This window comes from Williamsia sp. Y712, assembly GCF_059445525.1.
The window spans coordinates 645,083-667,830 of sequence record NZ_JCAIUN010000004.1 but is presented as its reverse complement, the minus strand read 5'-3'; the positions used below and the strand labels follow the sequence as shown (position 1 = coordinate 667,830).

The following is a 22,748-nucleotide window of genomic DNA, read 5'->3' as shown; positions in this document are numbered from 1 at the left end:
GAGCACGCCGACTCGATCAAGCGGCCTAGCATCGAGTTCCATGACGTGCTGCACACCTGCTTCCGAATCGGGTGACGACAATGCGAGACCGGCGATCGCGGCCACGGGTGTTCATCGTGTTCCGCAGGTGGCGATCGCAGCCGGTGATTTCGTGATGGGCGACCACACCGGTGATGGGTTCGCCGCCGACGGCGAGCTGCCTTTGCACGAGGTGGCGGTGGGTGCGTTCGCCATGGACGCGCATCCGGTCACCACGGCGGACTTCGCGGAATTCGCGGGCGAGACCGGCTATCTGACGGTCGCCGAACAGCAGGGGTTCTCCGCGGTGTTCCACCTGCTGATCGCGCAGGGGTGCGACGTGATCGAGCAATATGCAGGCGCGCCGTGGTGGCTCGCCGTGGCGGGTGCGAGCTGGCGACAACCGTTCGGGCAGCCATCGACTGTGGACGGGTTGGGCGATCATCCTGCGGTCCACATCAGTTGGGTTGATGCGCAGGCATATTGCCAGTGGTCGGACCGCCGACTGCCCACCGAGGCGCAGTGGGAGTACGCGGCTCGTGGTGGCCTGGCCGGAGCCCGATATCCCTGGGGTGATGACTTGATGGCGGCCGACGGCAGTTGGTTGTGCAATATCTGGCAAGGCGATTTCCCCGCCGACAACACTGCGGAAGACGGTTATCTCGGGACGGCGCCGGTACGCAGCTATGTGCCCAACGGGTTCGGGTTGTGGCAGATGGCGGGCAATGTCTGGGAGTGGTGCGCCGACCGTTTCGATCCCCGGTACTACCGGGCCATGGACCACCATGACCCGCAAGGGCCGCAGCGGGGCCGATCGCGGGTTCTACGGGGCGGTTCCTACCTTTGCCACGACTCCTACTGCAACCGCTACCGGAACTCGGCCCGCTCACACAACACGCCGGTCTCGTCGATGGGCAATGCCGGCTTTCGAACGGTGGGCGCGTCCGCGGATGGACCCCTGACCGGGGATCGAGGCGGTCAGGCCACCAGTGCGTGATCGGCGACCGGCCACGCGCCCACCGTCGTCACCGTGTGTCGGAGGCTCTCGAGTTTGGCCGACCGGACGTGATCGTGGAGCCATCCGGCCGCGTCGCCGGGATGACGGTGGGCCATGACCGCCGCCGAGAACGCCAGTGCAGCGCTGTCCGCGACGACGCTGACACAGTCGAACGCCGTGGTCACCTGGTGCGAATCGCTGACTGCGAGCAGGTCGGCGGCTCTCACCTGCGCGAGCGCGCCATTTGCGGAGGCGATCACCGGGCCGACCTGGATTGTCACCGGGCCGCCGAGGGTGTCGGTGAGCAGCCGTCCGGCCCGATCGGCGAGGAATGCGCGGGCCGTCGTCATCAATTCGAGTCGACCGCCTGCCGCAACGGTCACCGTTCCCCGGCCCAGCTGTACCCGATGCCACGCGGGAATCGGTGGATCGGTGTCCGGGCAGCGGACAACCCCGGAGGCGTCGTCGGTGAGATCGGCGAAGTAGAGCGCCTCGATGATCAACTGATCGAGCAGAGACGAGACCAGTACGGGTTGGCCGTTCGCCAGATCCACGGCTTCGATCTCGGCCGATCCGCAGTCACGGTTGACGGTGGCATCGAGGCGGGCGGCCACCGCCGCGGTGTGTTCGACGGCAAGGCCGAGCAGCCGTGGATCGGCCACCGACACGATGATGTCGGTCCCGAGCCCGCTGATGGTGGCGTTGTCCGGCATAGTGCACCCTGCCCGTCTCGGAGTTCGTCTGGTGATGTACACCACTGTCGTCTCCCAACCTGGCAGGCGTCTGTGAGGAGACGATGAGCACCCTGACGAAATTCCGGCACAACGCGAGATCGCCGGACACCGCGGTCGGGTGCCGGCGATCTGCTCGGTGATGGCGGCAGGGGACGGTCAGGCGGAGATCACCACGTCGTAGAAGCCGTCGTAGTCGGTGTCGGAGGCGTACTCGTCGACATAGCCGTCGTAGTTGTGGTCGTATTCGGCCTCGTCGATGAAGCCGTCGGCGTTCGTGTCCCACTCGCAGACGTCGATGTAGCCGTCGCCATTGGTGTCGGTGACGATCGTGTCGACGATGCCGTCAGCGTTTGTGTCGAAGTACTGGGTTTCCATGACGCTCTCTTTCTCCGGGCCGATTGGGCTGGGTCGCAGCTCGTTTGCTGCAGTCGGAGATAGGAGTGCCAGGCGATCCGGATTGTTCCGGGATCTGACGAAGTCGGTTCTTCGCAGGCAATGGTCAGGATTCGTCGGGCAGCAGGGCGCGGGTGAGGGTCACCCGAATCCAGTCCTCGAACTCGTCGTAGGTGAATCCGGCCGTGTCGACGAGTTGTTGATGCGTCTGGGGGCTAGCGATCACCCATGCCGTGTCTCCCGCGGCCTCGGGTGTCAGTCCGGGCCGCAGCGCGGCCGGATCGAGATTGGTCAGGAGGTTGCGGATGCTCATGCGCCGGATCTCCATCAGCGATTGCCAGTCGTCGGCGGCCTCGGGGTCGACTGCGGCGGCCTGCGCATAGGTCTTGAAGCCGACGGCGGCACGTTCGGCGAGCAGCCGGAACTGGTGGGTGATGTGCGCGATCAGTTCGCGGGGCGCAGCCGCGATCGGATCGAAGTTCGCCAGGATGGCCAGCGGCATGTCGTCGGGGTTGACCGAGCCGGGATGGTGGCCGATCACCTGCGCCTCCATCATTCCGCGTAGCAAACCGCGTTTGCTGCCCCATGACGAGTAGAGACTCTGAACCGATACGTCAGCGCGTTGGGCGATCTTCGCCACAGTGGCAGCGGCATAACCACTTTCGGTGAACACCTCGATAGCCGCGGTCAGCACGCGTCGGCGGGTCTCGGCCCGGGTGGCGGCGCCTGCCTCTCGCTGCCGGCTGGTCCTCCGGCTGTTTGATTCTGTTTCACTCTTGCCCACGTGACCAGTATATGTCATTCTTTGGAGTAGCATTCTAAATGCTTTGAACGTGACTCCAAAAAACGTTCTACCGGGTCATCCTCCGAAGGATCGAAGTCATGACGACCACACCAAGCACCATGCAGAAGCCCGTCAACACGCGCGCCATCATGATCGTGGTGTGCATCGCCCTGGCGGCAGTTGTTGCCGCCATGTCCTCGCTCAACGTCGCCCTCCCGGACATCGCCCGGGCGACGCACGCCGGCCAGACGCAGCTGTCCTGGATCATCGACGCGTACTCGCTGATCTTCGCCTCGTTCCTCCTACTGGCCGGCGCGGTCGGGGACCGCTACGGCAGACGCAAAACCCTCATCGCCGGACTGGCGATCTTCGGGATCGGATCGGTGGTCGCGATGACCGCCGGCTCGGCATCGGAACTGATCGTGCTCCGCGGAATCCTGGGATTGGGTGCAGCGCTGGTCATGCCGGCGACACTGTCGACCATCACAGGGACCTTCCCGGCGGACAAGCGAACGCAGGCCGTCGGCATCTGGGCGGGCGTGGCCGGAGGCAGTGCCATCCTGGGCCTGTTGTGTTCCGGTGTGCTGCTCGAATTCTGGTCGTGGCGTTCGGTTTTCGGCCTGAACGTGGCACTGGCAGCCGTCGCGCTCATCGCGGCATGGCGCGTTGTGCCGGAGTCGGCCGACGCCGATGCACCCCGTCTCGACATCGGTGGTGCGGTGCTGTCGATCGCCGGCCTCGTGGTGCTGGTGTACTCGATCATCGAGGCTCCCGAGGCGGGCTGGCTTTCGGCGCGCACCTTGACCGGCATCGTCGGTGGCCTGGTGATCCTGGCACTGTTCATCGGATTCGAACTGCGTCAGAAGGCGCCGATGCTCGATCCCCGGGTCTTCCTCCATCGCGGACTGAGTGCAGGCAGCCTGTCGATCTTCGTGCAGTTCTTCGTGTTCTTCGGGTTCATCTTCGTGGTGCTGCAGTATCTGCAGATCGTGCGGGGTGGGTCGGCGTTGATGTCCGCGATTTCGATGCTTCCGATGGCGGCGGTGATGATGCCGTCGGCAAGGGTGTCACCGAAGCTCGTCGAGAGGTTCGGCACCCGCCGGGTGTGCGTTGCCGGGCTGGTCCTGGTGTCCGCAGGCCTGTTCGTCCTGTCGCAGCTCGGTGTCGGCACCTCGTACTGGTTGATGCTCGCCGGTCTCATCCCGCTGGGGATCGGTATGGGGACCGCCATGACGCCGGCGACCAGTGCGATCACCGGTGCACTTCCCGCGGCGCAGCAGGGTGTGGCCTCGGCGATGAACGATCTGTCCCGGGAAGTCGGTGGAGCACTGGGCATCGCAGTACTCGGCAGCCTGCTGACACAGGGCTACCGCAATCACCTCGAGCTGCCCGGGCTGCCGTCCGGTGTGGTGGACAAGGCCAGGGAGTCCTTCGCCGGAGCGGCCCACGCCGGTGGTCAGATCGCCGCGCAGGCGGATACCGCATTCGTCAATGGTCTGCAGATCGCGCTGCTCGCAGGCTCGGTTGCGGTGTTCGTCGCGGCCATCGCCGTTGGTCTGCTACTGCCCAGGGGTGAGCTGGCGATCTCGGATTGATGTGGCCCCGGGTGGTGCGCGCCGGTCAGCGATGGGTCGGTTCGCCCCGGAGTTCGCGCTGGCTGGCCCGCGGGCGCCGAGACGGAAGTGACCGCTCCGCGTTTTCCTCATCGATCTTGTCGAGCTGGCGACGGTAGCGAGCCATGAAATCAAGGGCGATCTTGTTGCCGTCGGCTTCGGAAGGCAACACGTCGCCGGTGTCGCTCCGCCACCGGTGCAGTCGTGACTGAAGGTCGGTCACCACATCCGTGAGCAGGGGGTCGTCGATCAGATTGTTCAACTCGAGTGGATCGTCGAGCAGGTCGTACAACTCCTGCGGCGCCCGCGGCAGATCCTGCGAACCGTCCAAGGCCCTGGCCGACGGGCTGTCCCGGATGTCCAGCGGCAGACTCAGAGCCGGGCGATCGGCGTAGTTCTCGATGTAGCTGTATCGATCGGTGCGGATCGCCCGGATCGGATCGAAGTTGTCGTGGTAGCTCTTCTCCGTGAACACCTCGTCGCGCACCGTGGCGCGAGCGGTGCCGGTGATCGTCTCCGCGTGTGAAAAGCCTTCCACCGCTTCCGGAATCTCGACACCCAGCAGATCCAGCACGGTCGGGGTGAGGTCGACACCACTGAAGAGGTCGTCATAGACAAACGGCGTGATGTTGCGGTCGGTGGGTGGCCGCGCGATCAGCGCGACCCCGGTGCCCTCGGAATACAGCGTCGATTTGGCGCGGGGGAACGCCAGTCCGTGATCGGTGATGAACACGACCCAGGTGGTGCGGTCGAGGTCGAGTTCGGCGAGCGTGGACAGGAGCCGCCCGACCGCGGCGTCGGCCTTGGTGATCGAACCGAGCAGCCCGGCGAGATCCTCACGAACGGGACGGGCATCGGGCAGAAATGCCGGGACAACAACACTTTTCGGGTCGGCATGCACATAGTCTTCGGCCGGATAGGGCCGATGGGTCTCGAAGAACCCGGCCGTCAACAAGAACGGTTGCTGCCGGCGCTGCGCGTCAGCGCTGAAGGTGCGCAGCCATTCCTGTGACTGTTCCACGACGTGGTCGCACTCCGAATCGGAGGTGTCGAATTCGTCGAACCCCAGGCGGCCTGGATCGCTCGACTCGTGCTGCATCCCGAAAAGCGCGCTGTACCAGCCATTCTCGCCCAAAACCTGGGGGAGCGTCAGAACATCGTCGTGGTATTCGAAACCGTGGTGTGCCAGACCGGTCAAACCGTTTGAATGGGGATACCGCCCGGTGAACAGCGAACCGCGGGCAGGCGAGCACAGCGGTGCGGTGGCGTGGGCGTTGCTGAATCGGATGCCGTGTGAGGCCAGCGCGTCCATCGTCGGACTCTCGACGCCGTCCGCCCCGTAACAGGCCAGGTGCCGGCCCAGATCATGCCAATGGATCAGCAGAACATTCTCAGCCATTCACCACTCCTGTATCGGGCTCGGATCACCTCGCTGCGACCCGATCCATGTCCCCCGAGTCGACCAATCCTGCAGGCAACGCACCGGCGGAGACCACACTTACGCTCGGCGTGGGCCGAACGCGGTGCGCCCGCTCTATCGTCCGAGTGGTCCGCGGCCCAGTCGCAGCAGCAGCATGGCGAGCGTGTGGCCTTCTTGGCCGAGCTCGCTGAAGCGGTCGAGCACCTTCATCTCACGGCTGTGCACGAGGCGGGTGCCTCCGGATGCCATCCGGGTCTGCCCGATGCGCTTGGACACCGCGGTCCGTCGCTTGATCGCGGCGAGAATTATCGCGTCGACCCGATCGATTTCACGGCGCAGGTCATCAATGTCCTCGGGGAGATCTACCACGTCAGACCCAAGATCAAGGCCGGACAGGTCGATCGGCTGGTCAGCAGTCACGGGCCCAAGTGTGCCACGCAGGGTGGTGACGCTGGTAAGAGTGGTCGTTGTGCATCTGTCCACAGCGGCCCTGAGATGGACTGGTCGAGCTCCGCCTTCGGCTTCGTCTCCGCCACGCCCCCGCCCCGTACCGTCACGGCCGGGCTCTCCGGTGAGTGCGACATCTCGGGGTGCGACGGTGCTGTGGATCGCCTCGGCGCTGATCGTCGTTCAACTCGTGGTGCGGATCGCGCTGGTCGCGGGCGGCGACTTCTACTGGGACGACCTGATCCTCATCGGCCGCGCCTCCGAGCTTTCGACATTCTCGTGGGAACACCTCATGTACGGCCACGACGGGCACCTGATGCCCGGTGCCTTTCTGGTCGCAGGACTGAGCACCGACCTCGCGCCGCTCAACTGGGCGGTCCCGGCGGTGACCCTCGTCGTTCTGCAGTTGCTGGCTTCCCTGGCAGTGCTCAGGATGCTGATCGCGATCGCGGGACGCAATCGTCCGGCGATGCTGATTCCGCTGGCGTTCTACCTCTTCACACCGCTGACCGTGCCGGCATATACGTGGTGGTCGGCGGGTTTGAATGCGCTGCCGATGCAGATTGCGATGGCGGTGGTCGTGACCGAGGTGGTGCACCTGTGCCGGGGTGGGGTCGCGAACCGGCGGATGGTGATCGCACGGGCGCTGGTGGCGTTTGTGATCGGGCTGGCATTCTTCGAGAAGTCTGTCCTCATCGTGCCGGTGGCCATGGTCGTGGCGGTGCTGTGGTGTCTGATATCCGGCCGCGGCGCCACCGTAGGGCAGGCGGTGCGTACGGCCTGGAGGTCGGCGTGGGAGTTGTGGACAGGGTTGTGCTTGATCGCTGCCGCATGGCTGACGTCGTATCTGATCGTGGTGCCGGTCGATCCCGACGGGCACTCCGTTTCACAGACACTGCAGATCACCTGGCGGTCGGTCAACGCCGGGCTCATCCCCGGACTGCTCGGCGGGCCATGGGACTGGGAACGCTGGCTGCCCAGTCCGCCTTTCGGATCGGTCGGCTGGCCGCTGACCGTCGTCGGCTGGCTACTGGTGCTGGGGGCTGCCGGCTACGCCCTGTACACCCGCCGCCATGTGGGATGGATACTCGCCGCGGTGGTCGGGTACGTGGTCGTGCTGCAGATACCGATCATCTGGAACCGGTCCGGCGCCCACACCACCATCGAGTTGGCCCAGACTCTGCGCTACCTGCCCGACAGCGCACTGTTCATCACCATCGCGATGGCGTTGACACTGGTGGCGCCGGTCCGCAGACGTGACGTCGCGAGCAACCATCGACGGTGGTTGCGCCCGGCCGCAGTGGTGGCAACCGGCGCGTTCATCGTCAGTTCGTTGCTCGCCACACACCAGTTCGCGAAGGAGTGGGATACCGATCCGACCGGCGACTACCTCGCGAACGCGCGAACCTCGCTGGCGCAGGCCCGCAATACCCCCATGTTCGACCATCAGGTCCCGATCCTGGTCCTGCTGCCGCTGGTCAAGCCGTACAACGTGGTCAGCAAGGTCTTCGGTGGGCTGTCGGACCGTCCGGAATTCGATGCGCCGACGGACAAATTGCAGGTGCTCGACGACTCCGGGCGGTTGGCGCCCGCCGACATCACACCCATTCGCGGCATCCGAGCCGGTCTCGGGGACTGCACCGATCCGGAGGTGACCGGTCCCACCGACCTGCAACTCGACGGACCACTCCTGGTCTGGTCGTGGAAGGTTGCGCTGCCGTACTGCGCGACGTCCGACGGGGAGATCGAAGTGGGCCTTGCCGATGGTGATCCGGTGACCGCGCCGGTCAAGGCGGGTCTGAACACGGTCTACCTCCAGCTGCACGGAGGAGGAGACCAGGTCCGGGTGCGTCCCCTGACGCCGGGGCTTGGCCTGCACTTCGCGCAGGGGCGTGTCGGTGAACTCGTTCGAGTGCCCTGAACCTGCCTCGAATCACACCGCAGGCACGGTGACCACCTCGATGTCGCTGATCCCGGCGTCGGTGAGTGTTTGCCGCGTCGCGTCGGCGGCGTCGGATTCGGCGAAGACCCACCGGACCGGAGTGTCCTCGGCGGCACCGGTCTGGGCCTCGGCGGCGGCGAGTATCGCCTCGGTGCCTCCCCAGCTGCTGCTCAGCGCGCCGTCGCTGCCGATGTTGTCCGAGTAGCCCGGACCGAACGTCGTGAGCAGTGTGCCGTCCGGCGCCCGGCCGTCGAATGACTGCCCGCCGACGACGTAGGTGTATGTGGAGTGGATCCCGGTGATCTGCTGGTTGTAGTCCCGGCTCTCGAGACTGCCCTTGAATCCGTCCGCGGTCCAGACTCCGGTCGGCTCGGCGGTGGACACCTGTTCGTTGGCGGCGAGCGCCCGGGTCAGGACTGTTGCGTCTTGATCGAGATACGCGGTGAAGACGTATGCCACATCGCCCTTGAGGGTGCCGTCCTCACCGGATGCAACCGTGAAGGGGCACCGCGTTTCGCCCCGGCCGTTCAGGGGGATCACAACCGTGCGGGTGCAGGTGCCGCCCACCGGCCGGTCGTTGAGGGTCAGGGTCATGTCACCGACGATGGTGATGGACCCCGGAGCGCTCGTCCCAGGGGTCGTCGCGACGTAGGTGACGATGTACTCACAGACCGGTGGGGTGCACGGGGCCGGGAACACCGCGAGGCGGAAACCGCTGGCATCGAAGTTCGGGGTCAGGTACGGGGCCGGAATGTGTGTGAGGGTCGCGGCCTGTTCCTCGATCGCGTCGTAGATCCGGCCGATCTCGTCGGCGCCGATGGGTTCGACGGACAGATCGACCTCGATGACCGAGCCGCCCGGTTGATCCAGTGGGCCTGCGACGGTCGAGAGGGTGTCGGTTTCGGCCACAGTCGTGGTGCGCAGGCTGCCACCGGCGACGATCGTGTCGTCCTCTTCGGCGACGATGTCCGGAAGTGTTCCCGGTGTGAAGCGCTCGTCGGGGGTTCCGGCAAGGCCGGTGGCGCGGCCCTTCACGCTCATGTCGAGCGAAGAGTTGTCGTTGGCCAGTGCCAGGCCGAGTGCGGACGGGGCCAGGACCAGACCCAGGTCGGGGAATGTTGCCGGGTCCAGGGCAGCCCAGTCGCTGGCGACGGCCTCGTAGTTCATCTTGGGCTTTTCCAGGTGGCTCTTCCAGAAGCTGGCCGAACCCTTCGCGTACGTCTGACCGTTCACACCGATGATGTCGGCGGTTTCGCCGCCGACCTTGATCGTGCCGCGCAGGTCTCCGCCCGCGGTCACCTCGACGTCGTCGAGGTTGATCTTGTCGGAACCGGAGGTGACGGTGCCCGAGTACGTGGCGCCGTGCTGGTCGGCGAACTCCAGAGCGATCGTCGAAAGTTGCTTCTGGGCCAGGATCGCCGAGGGCGCCACCGCGGCCCCGTCGGCGGCGCGCGGGATGAACATGGCCACGACGACCGCGATCAACGCCACCACGGCGATACCCAACGCGACCTTCGGGATTGCATTGCTCTTCAACGTGGTGCCCCCACCCATCAGGTTGTCCGGCTGCATCCCCGGCGGCTGTGGTGCGGGTCCCACCCCGCATCGGCCACCGAGTGGCCCACATGGCACATAGGTACCAGCGTGGTCCGAGCTCGAGTGGCGATGATGTTACCGAACGCTTGCCGGGACCGGCGGAGTCGTGAGGTGTCGGTGCGAGCGGGTAACTTTGGGACACGATGAAAAGCGCTGCTCCCCACCCGTCGCTGCCGGGCATGGCCACTGGAAACCTGCACGAGGGCACCCGCGCCGAATCACGGCGTGCCCAAGAATTGCTCGACGGGCTGAACACCCAGCAGCGGGCAGCGGTTCTGCATGCCGGCTCGCCGTTGCTGATCGTTGCAGGCGCCGGCTCGGGTAAGACCGCCGTGCTCACCCGGCGGATCGCCTACCTGCTCGCCGAACGTGACGTCAGTCCAGGTCAGATCCTGGCGATCACCTTCACCAACAAGGCGGCCGCCGAGATGCGGGAGCGGGTTGTCGACCTGGTGGGCCCGCGAGGGCAACGCATGTGGGTCAGTACGTTCCACTCGACGTGTGTCCGCATCCTGCGGGCCCAGGCGTCGCTGCTGAGCGGCATGAACTCGAACTTCTCCATCTACGACGCCGACGACTCCCGCCGGTTGCTGGGCATGATCGTGCGCGACCTGGATCTGGACCCGAAGAAGTTCAGTCCGCGCGGGGTCGGCATCTCGATCTCCAACTTCAAGAACGAACTCGTCGATCCCGATGGGGCGATGGCCGCCGCCGAAGAGGGCAGCGAGCCCGCATCCAAGACGATTGCTCAGATCTACCGGCAGTATCAGCAGCGATTGCGCTCGGCGAACGCGTTCGACTTCGACGACCTGATCGGCGAGACCGTGGGGTTGTTGCAGGCATTCCCCGAGGTCGCCGAGTATTACCGGCGTCGGTTCCGGCATGTTCTGGTGGACGAGTACCAGGACACCAACCACGCGCAGTACGTCCTCGTCCGTGAATTGGTCGGTACCGGGGCCACCGGCAACGTGACGCCCGCAGAACTGTGCGTGGTCGGTGATGCCGACCAGTCGATCTACGCCTTCCGAGGTGCGACGATCCGCAACATCGAGGAGTTCGAGCGCGACTTCCCGAACACCGAAACGATTCTCCTGGAACAGAATTACCGTTCCACCCAGACGATCCTCTCGGCCGCCAACGCGGTCATCTCCCGCAACGTCGGCCGCCGCGAGAAGAAGCTTTGGACAGACTCCGGTGACGGCGAGCTCATCGTCGGCTACGTTGCCGACAACGAGCATGACGAGGCACAGTTCATCGCCCGCGAGATCGACGCGCTCACCGATTCCGGGGAGTTCAACTACTCGCAGATCGCCGCCTTCTACCGCACCAACACCGCCTCGCGTGCGCTGGAAGAGGTGTTCATCCGCCTGGGCATCCCGTACAAGGTCGTCGGCGGGGTCCGCTTCTACGAGCGCAAAGAGGTCCGCGATATCGTCGCGTACCTGCGAGCGGTCGCCAATCCGGATGACACGGTGAGCTTGCGTCGCATCCTGAACACCCCGCGCCGGGGGATCGGCGACCGTGCCGAGGCCTGTGTCGCGGTCCACTCGGAGAATACCGGGATCAGCTTCTACCAGGCGTTGGTCGACGGTTCTGAGGGCAAGGTCCCGCTACTGGGAACCCGTGCGGTCAAACAGATCTCAGCATTTGTCGAACTCATCGAAGGGTTGCGCAAAGACTTTCTGTCGAACTTCGGTGAGGCGGGGTCCGATGCCGCTGACATCGCGGAGCTGGACGCAGGCAGCGAAGCCGGCGACATCGGTGAGCTGGTGGACGCGATCGTCGAACGCACCGGTTACCGCTATGAACTCGAGGGTTCATCGGATCCGCAAGACGGTGCCCGTCTCGACAACATCAACGAATTGATCTCGGTGGCACGGGAATTCAGTGCCGAGGCCGCAGAAGCGGCGGCGACGCAGATACCGGAAACACAGATCGGTGAGGCAGCCGACGGCGCCGCGCCATCGGAGCCCGAGGACCCAGATCTCGAGCCCGATCCGGGTGAGCCCGAACCCGGTTCTCTGGCAGCGTTTTTGGAACGGGTGGCCTTGGTGGCAGATGCCGACCAGGTGCCCGACGACGAAGACGGCGTCGTCACGCTGATGACTCTGCACACGGCAAAGGGCCTGGAGTTCCCGGTGGTGTTCGTGACCGGCTGGGAGGACGGGCAGTTCCCGCACATGCGGGCCCTCGGTGATCCGGCCGAGTTGTCGGAGGAGCGCCGGCTGGCCTACGTGGGGATCACGCGTGCGCGCAAACGGCTGTATCTGAGCCGGGCGATGGTTCGCTCGGCCTGGGGCACTCCGATGCAGAACCCGGAATCGCGCTTCCTGCAAGAGATTCCGCAACATCTCATCGACTGGCGACGCACTGAACCCAAGCGCAGCATGGGGCGCGGGTTGAGCGATGGCACCCGCGACTACGGCGACAACGGTCGCGGTTTCGGTGATGAGCGCTTCGGCGGTTCGGGCGGTTCGGGTTCACGGCGTCGAGAGTCGTTCGGCTCACCCACCCGTGGCCGCAACAAGCAGGTCCACGTCGAGGTGGGGGATCGGGTCACCCATGCCAAGTACGGGATGGGCAAAGTGGTCGCAAAGGAAGGCGCCGGTCCGACCGAGCGGGTCAAGTTCGACTTCGGCAGTGCCGGTCAGATCACGCTGATGTCGCTCGGCGGGCTGCCGGTGGAAAAGCTCTGAGCCGACAGGCTCTGGACCACCCGACAGGAAAAGCCTGCATCAGATCGATGCAGGCTTTCCTGTTGTCTAAGGGTGTCGCAATTGTGCGGGCTGAAAAGCCCGGGTGCACAAGGTATTCAGGTCAGCTGGCGTAGCCGGAGAGCTGCACGCCGTGTGAGGCGAGCCACGGCGTCGGGTCGGTCTTGGTGGTGCCGTTCTTCCAGACCTCGAAGTGCAGGTGGGGTCCGGTGGAGAAGCCCTCGTTGCCGACCTCGGCGATGATGTCGCCCGCGGTCACGGTCTGGCCCTTTTGGACGTGCACGCCGCTGGATGACATGTGGCCGTACATCGTGACGGTGCCGTCAGGTGCCTGGATCTGGACCCAGTGCCCGTATCCGGAAGCCGGGCCTGCCGCGATCACGACACCGTCGGTGACGGCGTGGATGGGCGTGCCCAGCGGGGCTGCCATGTCGATACCACCGTGGAAGGTTCCCCATCGGCTGGCGTATGCCGAGGTGAAGTCGTAGGCACCGAGATCGATGGGGGAGACGATCGTCGGACGCCGCGCTGCGATCTCCGCAGCAACTTTCTGGTCGGCGATCTGCTGGCCGGTCGCGAGCTGGGCCGTAAAGGTGTCCATGTTGACCGGTAACGGTGCAGCTGTCACTGCGGCTGCTGGGGCGCTACCGGTGTGAACCACCGCTGCCGGAGTCGGCGTGGCGGCCTCCGCGGCCGTCGTGGGTGTGGCCTCGTCGGATTGTTGTGCAAACGATCCCGTTGCTGCTGCCACTGCGGCACCGGCGGCGACTGCAAGAAGTGCAGCGCGTCCCTTCAGTGCCTGCGGCGGGGCGGTGATGCGATGTTTGCCGCCACTGCGACCGGGGGAACGCTCTGTTTGTGGAGACCATTCGGGAGCGTCGTCGGCAGGGGCGAAGTCGTCGAATTCGGCGCCACGGACCGCAAAGGGATGTTCGTGGACGATTTCGTCGAACTCGATCTCGGCGACAACGATGTCTTGCGTCACTTCAGCCGGGCGAGGCTGGTCGTAGGCGTCGCGATCAAAACGACGGGTACCGGTCGAGCGGTGGCTTGCGCGGGCTTCCGTGGCTGAATCGTTACGCCACTGGGTGAGAGGTCCGTCCGCGTACTGCTCGAGACCGAAGTCGTCGATCGGGATGATGTTCGTGATCTCGCTGTCGTTCACAGCTGCAGTGCGTAAGGCGTCAGGGCGCTGCTCGTCGAGCGTTCCGGCCGAAGCGCGCTTACCTGCGCCGCTTCCGGGTTTCGTTTCACGAGCATCCAACTGATTGAGCCTTCCTAGCGTGTTCAGAAGCAGTCCGAGGTAGTTCCGCCGCACTGCACGAATAGTTTGCTGTGACAAATCCGTGACCTTCTGACCTAGCGACGGTAACGAAACGATTGCGAGACCCGCAACCGCTCGCGGATTTGGACCCCCGATTGTGAGCTGGATCACGTAATTGCGTACGCTTTCCCGATATGCCTCATCGCTGGTCGCGGACGGATCGCGCAAATGATTCGCCGAGTGAACAATCAGTAAGTGATCTGAGGCACAAGCGGCGGTAGCAATGGTCGGCGGCGTTTCTCGCGGCGTTAGAGTCATCGATGGTTCGCAGGCACCAACTGCGGACAAACCTACGAGATGGTGAGCTGAATGGATCTCTTCGAATACCAGGCGAAGGAACTCTTCGCCAAGCACGGGGTGCCGACCTCGGCAGGACGTGTTACCGACACGGTTGCCGGCGCACGTGAAATCGCCGAAGAAATCGGCAAGCCCGTGATGGTCAAGGCGCAGGTGAAGGTCGGCGGCCGCGGGAAGGCGGGCGGCGTGAAGTACTCCGCCGACGTCGATGCCGCAGTTGCGAACGCGGAGGCCATCCTTGGCCTCGACATCAAGGGCCACGTTGTCAAGAAGCTGCTGGTCGCAGAGGCGAGTGACATCGCCGAGGAGTACTACATCTCCTTCCTGCTCGACCGCACCAACCGCACCTACCTGGCCATGTGCTCGGTCGAGGGTGGCGTCGAGATCGAGGTCACCGCCGAAGAGAACCCCGACGCACTGGCCAAGATCCCCGTCGACGCCGTCAAGGGTGTCGACCTCGCGTTCGCCCGCGAGATCGCCGAAGCAGGCAAGCTGCCTGCCGAGGTGCTCGACGCCGCGGCCGTGACGATCCAGAAGCTCTGGGAGGTCTTCATCAACGAAGACGCACTCCTGGTCGAGGTCAACCCCCTCGTGCGTACGCCCAACGATGAGATCCTCGCCCTCGACGGCAAGGTGACCCTCGACGAGAACGCCGCATTCCGTCAGCCCGGTCACGAGGCGTTCGAGGACAAAGACGCCACCGACCCGCTCGAGCTCAAGGCCAAGGAAAACGACCTCAACTACGTCAAGCTCGACGGTGAGGTCGGAATCATCGGTAACGGTGCCGGTCTGGTCATGTCGACCCTGGACGTCGTCGCTTACGCGGGCGAGGCGCACAACAACGTCAAGCCTGCCAACTTCCTCGACATCGGTGGCGGCGCCTCGGCTGCGGTCATGGCTGCCGGCCTGGACGTCATCCTGAACGACCCGCAGGTCAAGAGCGTGTTCGTCAACGTCTTCGGCGGCATCACCGCGTGTGACGCAGTTGCCAACGGCATCGTCGGTGCACTGAAGACCCTGGGTGACGAGGCCAACAAGCCCCTCGTCGTGCGCCTGGACGGAAACAACGTCGAAGAGGGTCGTCGCATCCTCGCCGAGGCCAACCACCCGCTGGTGACGGTCGTCGCAACCATGGATGAGGCTGCCGACAAGGCCGCCGAACTGGCGAGCAAGTAGGAGCTGTAGACCAATGTCGATATTTCTGAACAAAGATTCCAAGGTCATCGTCCAGGGCATCACCGGTGGCGAGGGAACCAAGCACACCGCTCTGATGCTCAAGGCCGGCACCCAGGTCGTCGGTGGCGTCAATGCCCGCAAGGCCGGCACCACCGTCAGCCATGACGGCGGCGTGGAGCTGCCCGTGTTCGGCACCGTGGCCGAGGCCATCGAAAAGACCGGCGCCGACGTGTCGATCGCTTTCGTGCCGCCGAAGTTCGCCAAGGATGCGATCATCGAGGCCATCGACGCCGAGATCCCGCTGCTCGTCGTCATCACCGAGGGCATCCCGGTGCAGGACAGCGCGTATGCGTGGGCCTACAACGAGTCCAAGGGCAAGAAGACCCGGATCATCGGACCGAACTGCCCCGGCATCATCACCCCGGGTGAGTCGCTTGTCGGCATCACCCCGGCCAACATCGCAGGCTCGGGACCGATCGGCCTCGTGTCGAAGTCGGGCACGCTGACCTACCAGATGATGTTCGAGCTGCGTGAGATCGGCTTCTCGACTGCCATCGGCATCGGCGGCGACCCGGTCATCGGGACCACCCACATCGACGCCATCGAGGCGTTCGAGCAGGATCCCGACACCAAGATCATCGTCATGATCGGTGAGATCGGTGGCGACGCCGAAGAGCGTGCTGCCGACTACATCAAGGCCAATGTCACGAAGCCGGTTGTCGGCTACGTTGCAGGCTTCACCGCTCCCGAAGGCAAGACCATGGGCCACGCCGGCGCCATCGTGTCGGGCAGCTCGGGCACCGCGCAGGCCAAGAAGGATGCGCTCGAGGCTGCAGGTGTCAAGGTCGGCAAGACGCCGTCCGAGACCGCTGCTCTGGCTCGCGAGCTGTACAAGAATCTGTAACAGCGCACTGCGCTGACAACGTCGATGGCGTCGACCCGGGTTTTCCGGGTCGACGCCATCGACGTTTGCGTCCATGTTCGCCCCTGCGGGTGCATGACCAGTAGTGTCGACTTACTGCTATACCCACCGCGCGGAAGGCTGATCCATGACCGATGTCCCGGCAGAAAACCCAGGACAGCCAGTGGAATTCACGGTGCTCACCGGTCTCGACGAGGTGGTCGACTCCGGCACCGACCGGCCGAAGATCGACGTCGTGGCAAAGCTCGCTGGAGCAAATGTGGTGCATCTGTCGCTTCGGGCCGGCCAGGTGATCGACGATCATCAGTCGACGATGGAAATCCTGGTGATCGGTCAGCGCGGCCTGATCGAGTTCTCGGTGGGCGGTGAGCGCGTGCAACTCTCGCCGGGTTCAGCGGTCCGGGTGGCGCCGGGCGTGACGCACAAGCTTGTCGCCGTGGAGGACTCGGCTGCGACGCTGCTGGTCCTCAAAGGCACGCAGTAGTTCGCGGCTCACCCGATTCTGTCGCCAGAACACGGAGGTCGAGTATCGTTCTATGAGCGGTAGGGGGTACAAGGCACCGGCTTTCACAGCGGCGAAGAGAGCGGTAGGCCAATGGTCACTGGTGCGGCGACAGCGTCGAGCGTCGTGCGTGGAGTTCGTGGAATCTACGGTGTGGCCGTCCGTATTCCTGTTACCGGTCCATTGCTCGAGCGCGGAGCGGCTGCAGCCACCGCGTTCGGAGAACAACTCATCGACTCTTCGATCGAACTGACCCGCTCCGCGCTCAAAGTCATCATCCGAGAGGTGATCACCGCACTCGTCGACGAGGTAGATCTGACCGAACTCGTCCTCAATCACGTTGACCTCGACAAGATCGCCACCGAGATCGATCTGGACGGTATCGCCGCCCGGATCGATATCGATGCGATTCTGGGCCGGGTCGACATCGACGCGGTGATCGAGACGGTGGATCTCAATCGTGCGGTGGGTGGCGTCGACATCGATGTGATCGCGGCGCGGATCGATATCGACGCCATACTCGCGCGGGTCGACCTGATCGGAATCGCCAACGAGGTCATCGATGGCGTCGATCTGGAGGCCATCGTCCGGGATTCGACCACCACACTGACCAACGGTGTGCTCGACGACGTCCGCGTCCAGGGGGCCCGGGCCGACGACGTCGTTGCCGGCGTCTTCGGAAAACTGCTGGGGCGCAAGCCGACTCCCCTTGACGGTGGGCGAGTGGCGAACGGTGCGATCGAACCACCCGCGGTCACCGCGACCACCGCGGTCACCGAAGTTGTTGTCGATGTGCACCGGCGCGGGTCGCACGAGCCGCCGGCTGGTCAGTCATGACCGATGCGACACACCAGCCGCACCACACCAACAAGGACGCACTCGACACCCGGCTGGCAGGGATTGTCAGCCGGGGCACGGCAGCCGCGATCGACGTGCTGGTTGTCATTGTGATTCTCGGAGCGATGTATCTTTTCATCTTGCTGCTGGACTTGCTGTTCACCACCGGATCGTTCAGCGCACCGAACCCGAACATCCTGGCCTCGGGTGTCGTTTCGTATTCGGTGGTGCTGATCTATCTGACCGCGTGCTGGACGGTATCGGGGCGGACGGTCGGATCGGTGGCGATGGGGTTGGAAGTGGTCAGTCGCAACGGAAGTCGACTCGGTCCGGCCCGCTCGTTGCTGCGGGCGGCGTTCTGTGCGTTCTTCCCGATCGGATTGGCCTGGGTGGCAGTTGACCGACGCCGCCGGTCGATCCAGGACGTGGTCCTGCGAAGCCGGGTCATCTACGCCTGGTGAGATGCGACCGGCGCGGGCCCATTGAAGTCGCGACCGGTCACGTGAAGTCTGTGGAACCGACCGATTTGTTGGAGTGGCGGGGGTGTACCTCGGTACTCTCAACAGACCATGACATTTGCAACCGAGGGGACATCTGCAACCGAGGGGACATCTGCGACGGCGGGCTCCCCGTCGCCTGCCCCGGTGACCCGTCGTGGTCTGGCGAAGGCCGCGCGCCGCCGTGAACTGCTTGCTGCGGCAGCTCGCCTGATGGCTGAACGGGGTTTTGCCGGTGTGCGACTCGAAGACATCGGCGCCGCGGTCGGCGTCAGTGGTCCGGCGATGTACCGGCATTTCTCCGGTAAGGATGCCGTCCTGGCGGAAATGCTCATCACCATTTCGCAACGCCTGCATGCCGGCGGGCAGGCGGTGGTGGCCGCGTCGACCGACGACGTCGACGCGCTGGAACGGCTCATCGAGTTCCACGTGGACTTCGCGACCACCGAACCGGAGCTCATCCGCGTACAGGATCGTGATCTTTCGTCCCTGACCCCGGAGGCCAGCCGCGAGGTCCGGCGACTGCAGCGTCAATACGTCGAGTTGTGGACCGACGTTCTCGTCCGGGTCGACCCGTCGATCCCGCGGCAGGAGGGCCGAACCCGGGTCCATGCAGCCTTCGGCCTGATCAACTCCTCCCCGCGGCTGCCCGAACTCGAGATCGCCCGCCAGCAGAAGTTGTTGGCGCAGATGGCGCGCGCGGCACTGACCGCCGCACGCCTCTGACCGTCGCACACAGATCCCTCCCGAAATTCGCGCCACTTGCCTGCGTGTGCGCCGGTTGCAACCGGCGCGTTCGCGAGTAAGTGGCGCGAATTTGGGGGTTGGGCACCGGGGGCGGTGGGGGGATCAGATGCCGAGGGCGGCGGTCTGGACGGCGACGGCCTCGCGATAGCGGTCGACGTTGGCCAGTTTGATGTCCTCGTAGCCGCGGATCAGGTCCGGCAACTCGGCAAGCGCGACCACATCATGCCGGCGGTCCGGGGTGATCGTCCCGTCGGCCAGTCCGGTCAGTGCCCGTTCGATCAGGTTGCGGTATTCGCCGATCAGCGCCCGTTCGGTCGTGCGGACCGTCGCTCGGGCGAACGGATCGAACCGGGTGCCGCGCAGTCGCTTTGCCTTGGCCAACGCGGCCAGGGCCGGGGTCGCCCGGCGGCCGAGGGCGATCTTGTTCTTCATGCCCATCGCCCGCAGCGTCGGTGGATGCAGTCGGACCGCGACCTTGGCGTCGTCGCCGAACTGATCGGCGACCTCGGCGGCAAAGGCGGCATCGCGGGTGAGTCGCGCGACCTCGTATTCGTCCTTGTATGCCATGAGTTTGAACAGGTTGCGTGCCACCGCGTCGGTCAGGTCGTCAATGTCGCCGCGCTGGGCAACGTGGGTGACGAACGACGTGTATTCGGTTGCGTAGGACAGGTTCTGGTATGCGACAAGCTCGTCGACGCGATGCTGGACACGCTGCCGGACATCGGGTCGCACCCCGGTCAACTCGGCGGTCAACCGCACCGCGTCGTCGCTCGACCGCTTCGGTGGCGGGGCCGGATGGGTGGCGGTGATGGCCGCGGACACCCCGGCGCGATCGGCAACCACCTGACGCCCACGCCGGAAGGCCTGCACATTGCGCTCTACCGCAACGCCGTTCAGTTCTACCGCGCGTTCGATCGAGGCGGCCGAGATCGGCATCGCCCCGGATTGGTAAGCGGCACCGACCATCAGCATGTTGGCGTACTGCTCGTCGCCGAACAGGTCGAGTGTCAACGCGCCGGGGTCGAGATAGATGGCGCGCGCCACCGAATGGGCGATCGAGTCCGCGATCGCGGCGTGGTCGGGATAGGAGACCGAGGTGTCGATGACCATGGCGCCGGTGGGGACCTTGGTGGTCGACACCACGGCGGTGGTCTTCTCGGGGGAGGCGACCTTGAGGTTCGCGGGATCGACGCCCACCAGGCCGTCGCAGGACAGGTACATGTCGCAGTCGCCGGTGGCGACCTTGGCGGCCTGCTCGACCACGCCCGCGCTGACCTTGACGTCGCTGACCACCGCACCACCCTTTTGCGCCAGACCGGTCATGTCGACGGTCCGGGCGACATGACCGTCGAGAACCGCGGCCGTGGCGATCACCTGGGAGACCGTCACGACACCGGTGCCACCGATGCCGGTGACCCGCAACGTGAATCCGTTGTCGACGGACTTGGACGACACGGGTTCGGGCAGTGAGTCGTCGCCGATGTCGGCAACGATATGGCGCACCCTTTCCTTGCCGGACGGGGTGACGGTGACGAAGGAGGGGCAGTCGCCCTTCAGACACGAGAAGTCGAAATTGCAGGAACTCTGATCGATCCGGGTCTTGCGTCCGAACTCGGTGTCGACCGGATGCACCGACAGGCAGTTCGACTTCTCGCCGCAGTCGCCGCAGCCCTCGCAGATGCGTTCGTTGATCATCACGCGCTGTGTGGGCGTGGCAGCCTTGCCGCGCTTGCGCTTACGGCGGTTTTCCGCGGCACAGGCCTGATCGTGGATGAGGACGGTGACACCCGCGGTGGCGGCCAGCTCTTGTTGGACGGCCATCATTTCGGCGCGTGGCCGTACCTCGACCCCGGCAGGCAGGTGCAGGGATCGGGTTCGGATGGGGTCGTCGGACGTGACGATGATCCGGGTGACGCGTTCGGCCTGCAGCAGATTCACGATCTGGGGCAATGTCATCTGACCCACCGGATCCTGGCCGCCGGTCATCGCCACCGTGCCGTTGAACAGTAATTTGTAGGTGATGTCGACCCCGGCGGCCACTGCTGATCGCAGGGCGAGCGACCCCGAGTGCATGAACGTGCCGTCGCCGATGTTCTGCACAAAATGCTGCTGTGTCACGAATGGCGCCATGCCCAGCCACTGCGCACCTTCACCACCCATCTGGGTGACACCGGCGATGTCGCCGACCTGACTCGGATCCATCAGGAGAACCATTGCATGACAGCCGATTCCGGCACCGACAAGGGTTCCGTCCGCCACCTTGGTGGAGCTGTTGTGCGGGCAGCCCGAGCAGAAGTAGGGGGTGCGGACCGCCAGCGGGATCTCGATTCGTCCCCGGCTGCGGCCTTTGGTGTCGAGCCAGTTCTGTGCGGCCGGGATCTGGTGATGGCGGGCAAGGCGACCGGCGAGTCCGCGGGTGACCGAATCGATGTCGAGTTCGCCGAACCGGGAGAACAGGGTGGAACCGTCTTCGTTGGTCTTGCCGACGATGGCGGGGACATTCGGCCGCCGGAACAGGATGTCGCGCATCATCGTTTCGATGAAGTCGCGTTTCTCCTCGACGACGATCACCTCGTCGAGTCCGGAGATGAACTCGTCCATAATCTCGCGCTCGAACGGGTAGACCATACCCATCTTCAGGATGCGGATCCCCAGGCGTGGCAGGTCGTCGTCGGTGATGCCGATGAGCCGCAGTGCTTCCCGGACGTCCATGTAGGTTTTTCCGGCGGCGACGATGCCGATCCGGTCGTCGGAGCTGCGTGCCGTGATCCGGTTGAGCCGGTTGATGCGGGCGTACTCGACCGCACGTGGCAACCGGATCGTCAGCTGATTCTGTTCGAGCTCCATCAGGTTGGCGCCCAACAGTTTTCCGCTCGGTACGTGGGGGCTGGTGCCGAGGTCGCCGTAGACGGGCAGGATGCGGTCGGGATGGACGTCGGCCGTCGAGGCGCCGTCGGCCACATGTGCGGAGATCTTGAACGACGTCCATAGTCCGGAGACCCGCGACATGATGGCGGCGTGGACTCCGAGATCGAGGATGTCCTGGGAATCGGCGGGGTAGAGGATCGGCATGTAGAGGTCGGCCAGTGCCATCTCGGACGCACAGGGAATCGTGGAGCTCTTGGCGCCGGGGTCGTCGCCGACGAGAGCCACCGCACCACCGGCGGCATGGGTGCCGATGATGTTGGCGTGGCGCAGGGCGTCGGTGGCCCGGTCGAGTCCTGGAGCCTTGCCGTACCAGTAGCCGACGACACCGTCCCGGGGGATGCCATCTGTACCGGCGGCCAGTGTGCCGACCTGCGCGGCGACTTGTGAACCCATCACCGAGGTCGCGGCGAGGTCCTCGTTCAGGCCGGGGCGGTGGACGATGTCGAACGGGTCGAGGTACTTGGCGCGGCGGGCGATCTCGAGGTCGTATCCGGCCAGCGGTGAACCTTCGTATCCGGAGATGAACGACGAGGTGTTCAGGTTCTGGCGGCGGTCGAGGCGGGCGCGGTCACGAACCATGCGGACCAGGGCCTGGATGCCGGTGAGATAGATCGTCCCGGTCTCCCGGGTGTAGCGGTCGTCGAGCGAAAAGGACTCAACGGGGCGTACTGGTCGAGCTGCGTCGCTGCGGACGTTGCCGCCAAGCGGATCGCGATCGTTCTGGTGGTGCTGGACGAGGGTCATGGCTGTTTACCCGGCTCTCTATGTGGTTGTGATCGCCCCGGGGGTGGTGGGACGAGGACATGCAATTCGGTAAGCCGATCGTACTGCAGCTGTGACCGTGCCCACATTTACCGCAA

General features: G+C 65.0%; 18 protein-coding genes. 10 read left to right on the top strand and 8 right to left on the bottom strand.

Features of this window, described 5'->3' with window-relative positions:
• Positions 1 to 40: 40 nt before the first annotated feature.
• A complete protein-coding gene (locus AC1D75_RS26255) occupies positions 41 to 1,015 on the top strand; it encodes a formylglycine-generating enzyme family protein (RefSeq protein ID WP_495518239.1) in 975 nt (324 codons plus the stop codon).
• Here AC1D75_RS26255 and AC1D75_RS26250 read toward each other — a convergent pair.
• The 3 genes from AC1D75_RS26250 to AC1D75_RS26240 form a co-directional block, all read right to left on the bottom strand.
• Positions 997 to 1,728 carry a hypothetical protein gene (locus AC1D75_RS26250; RefSeq protein WP_495518238.1) on the bottom strand — a complete coding sequence of 244 codons (732 nt, stop codon included), beginning with the start codon at positions 1,726 to 1,728 and terminating at the stop codon, positions 997 to 999. The two genes, AC1D75_RS26255 and AC1D75_RS26250, sit on opposite strands and share 19 nt — an antisense overlap.
• A gap of 177 nt (positions 1,729 to 1,905) precedes the next feature.
• Positions 1,906 to 2,124, bottom strand: coding sequence for a hypothetical protein (locus AC1D75_RS26245; RefSeq protein WP_495518237.1), 219 nt, complete (start codon positions 2,122 to 2,124; stop codon positions 1,906 to 1,908).
• Positions 2,125 to 2,248: 124 nt separating this feature from the next.
• On the bottom strand, positions 2,249 to 2,926 hold the full coding sequence (locus tag AC1D75_RS26240) for a TetR/AcrR family transcriptional regulator (protein ID WP_495518236.1): 678 nt from the start codon (positions 2,924 to 2,926) through the stop codon (positions 2,249 to 2,251).
• Positions 2,927 to 3,024: 98 nt separating this feature from the next.
• On the opposite strand from AC1D75_RS26240, the gene AC1D75_RS26235 reads away from it, so the two are divergent.
• A complete protein-coding gene (locus AC1D75_RS26235) occupies positions 3,025 to 4,521 on the top strand; it encodes an MFS transporter (RefSeq protein WP_495518235.1) in 1,497 nt (498 codons plus the stop codon).
• Positions 4,522 to 4,546: 25 nt separating this feature from the next.
• Here AC1D75_RS26235 and AC1D75_RS26230 read toward each other — a convergent pair whose 3' ends face one another.
• Positions 4,547 to 5,938, bottom strand: a complete 1,392-nt coding sequence (locus tag AC1D75_RS26230) for a sulfatase family protein (protein ID WP_495518234.1) — start codon at positions 5,936 to 5,938, stop codon at positions 4,547 to 4,549.
• A 135-nt stretch (positions 5,939 to 6,073) separates the two neighbouring features.
• Positions 6,074 to 6,379 carry a chorismate mutase gene (locus tag AC1D75_RS26225; protein WP_495518233.1) on the bottom strand — a complete coding sequence of 102 codons (306 nt, stop codon included), beginning with the start codon at positions 6,377 to 6,379 and terminating at the stop codon, positions 6,074 to 6,076.
• Positions 6,380 to 6,530: 151 nt separating this feature from the next.
• Between AC1D75_RS26225 and AC1D75_RS26220 the strand changes: the two genes are divergently transcribed.
• The gene (locus AC1D75_RS26220; RefSeq protein WP_495518232.1) at positions 6,531 to 8,327 is read left to right on the top strand and encodes a hypothetical protein; all 1,797 of its coding nucleotides are present in this window, start codon (positions 6,531 to 6,533) and stop codon (positions 8,325 to 8,327) included.
• Between the two features lie 12 nt (positions 8,328 to 8,339).
• Here the strand turns inward: AC1D75_RS26220 and AC1D75_RS26215 are convergent, their stop codons facing one another.
• Positions 8,340 to 9,947 carry a hypothetical protein gene (locus AC1D75_RS26215; protein WP_495518231.1) on the bottom strand — a complete coding sequence of 536 codons (1,608 nt, stop codon included), beginning with the start codon at positions 9,945 to 9,947 and terminating at the stop codon, positions 8,340 to 8,342.
• 140 nt (positions 9,948 to 10,087) lie between these two features.
• Here AC1D75_RS26215 and AC1D75_RS26210 point away from each other — a divergent pair, with 140 nt between their 5' ends.
• Entirely contained in the window at positions 10,088 to 12,640 is a 2,553-nt protein-coding gene (locus AC1D75_RS26210; protein ID WP_495518230.1) for a UvrD-helicase domain-containing protein, read from the top strand.
• 121 nt (positions 12,641 to 12,761) lie between these two features.
• Here the strand turns inward: AC1D75_RS26210 and AC1D75_RS26205 are convergent, their stop codons facing one another.
• Positions 12,762 to 13,922 (bottom strand): M23 family metallopeptidase, encoded by a 1,161-nt coding sequence (locus AC1D75_RS26205; protein WP_495518229.1) that lies wholly within the window; start codon positions 13,920 to 13,922, stop codon positions 12,762 to 12,764.
• Between the two features lie 369 nt (positions 13,923 to 14,291).
• Between AC1D75_RS26205 and sucC the strand changes: the two genes are divergently transcribed.
• The 6 genes from sucC (at position 14,292) to AC1D75_RS26175 (ending at position 18,939) form a co-directional block, all read left to right on the top strand.
• On the top strand, positions 14,292 to 15,455 hold the full coding sequence (gene sucC, locus AC1D75_RS26200; protein ID WP_495518228.1) for an ADP-forming succinate--CoA ligase subunit beta: 1,164 nt from the start codon (positions 14,292 to 14,294) through the stop codon (positions 15,453 to 15,455).
• Between the two features lie 13 nt (positions 15,456 to 15,468).
• Entirely contained in the window at positions 15,469 to 16,359 is an 891-nt protein-coding gene (sucD, locus tag AC1D75_RS26195; protein WP_495518227.1) for a succinate--CoA ligase subunit alpha, read from the top strand.
• Between the two features lie 145 nt (positions 16,360 to 16,504).
• Positions 16,505 to 16,861, top strand: a complete 357-nt coding sequence (locus tag AC1D75_RS26190; protein ID WP_495518226.1) for a cupin domain-containing protein — start codon at positions 16,505 to 16,507, stop codon at positions 16,859 to 16,861.
• Between the two features lie 144 nt (positions 16,862 to 17,005).
• Complete coding sequence (locus AC1D75_RS26185; RefSeq protein ID WP_495518225.1) at positions 17,006 to 17,716, top strand: hypothetical protein; 711 nt, start codon at positions 17,006 to 17,008, stop codon at positions 17,714 to 17,716.
• Positions 17,713 to 18,177, top strand: coding sequence for an RDD family protein (locus tag AC1D75_RS26180; protein WP_495518224.1), 465 nt, complete (start codon positions 17,713 to 17,715; stop codon positions 18,175 to 18,177). The genes AC1D75_RS26185 and AC1D75_RS26180 overlap by 4 nt, the downstream gene beginning before the upstream one ends.
• Before the next feature lie 108 nt (positions 18,178 to 18,285).
• On the top strand, positions 18,286 to 18,939 hold the full coding sequence (locus tag AC1D75_RS26175; protein ID WP_495518223.1) for an SACE_7040 family transcriptional regulator: 654 nt from the start codon (positions 18,286 to 18,288) through the stop codon (positions 18,937 to 18,939).
• 123 nt (positions 18,940 to 19,062) lie between these two features.
• Here AC1D75_RS26175 and AC1D75_RS26170 read toward each other — a convergent pair whose 3' ends face one another.
• Entirely contained in the window at positions 19,063 to 22,632 is a 3,570-nt protein-coding gene (locus tag AC1D75_RS26170) for an indolepyruvate ferredoxin oxidoreductase family protein (protein WP_495518222.1), read from the bottom strand.
• Between the last annotated feature and the right edge of the window lie 116 nt (positions 22,633 to 22,748).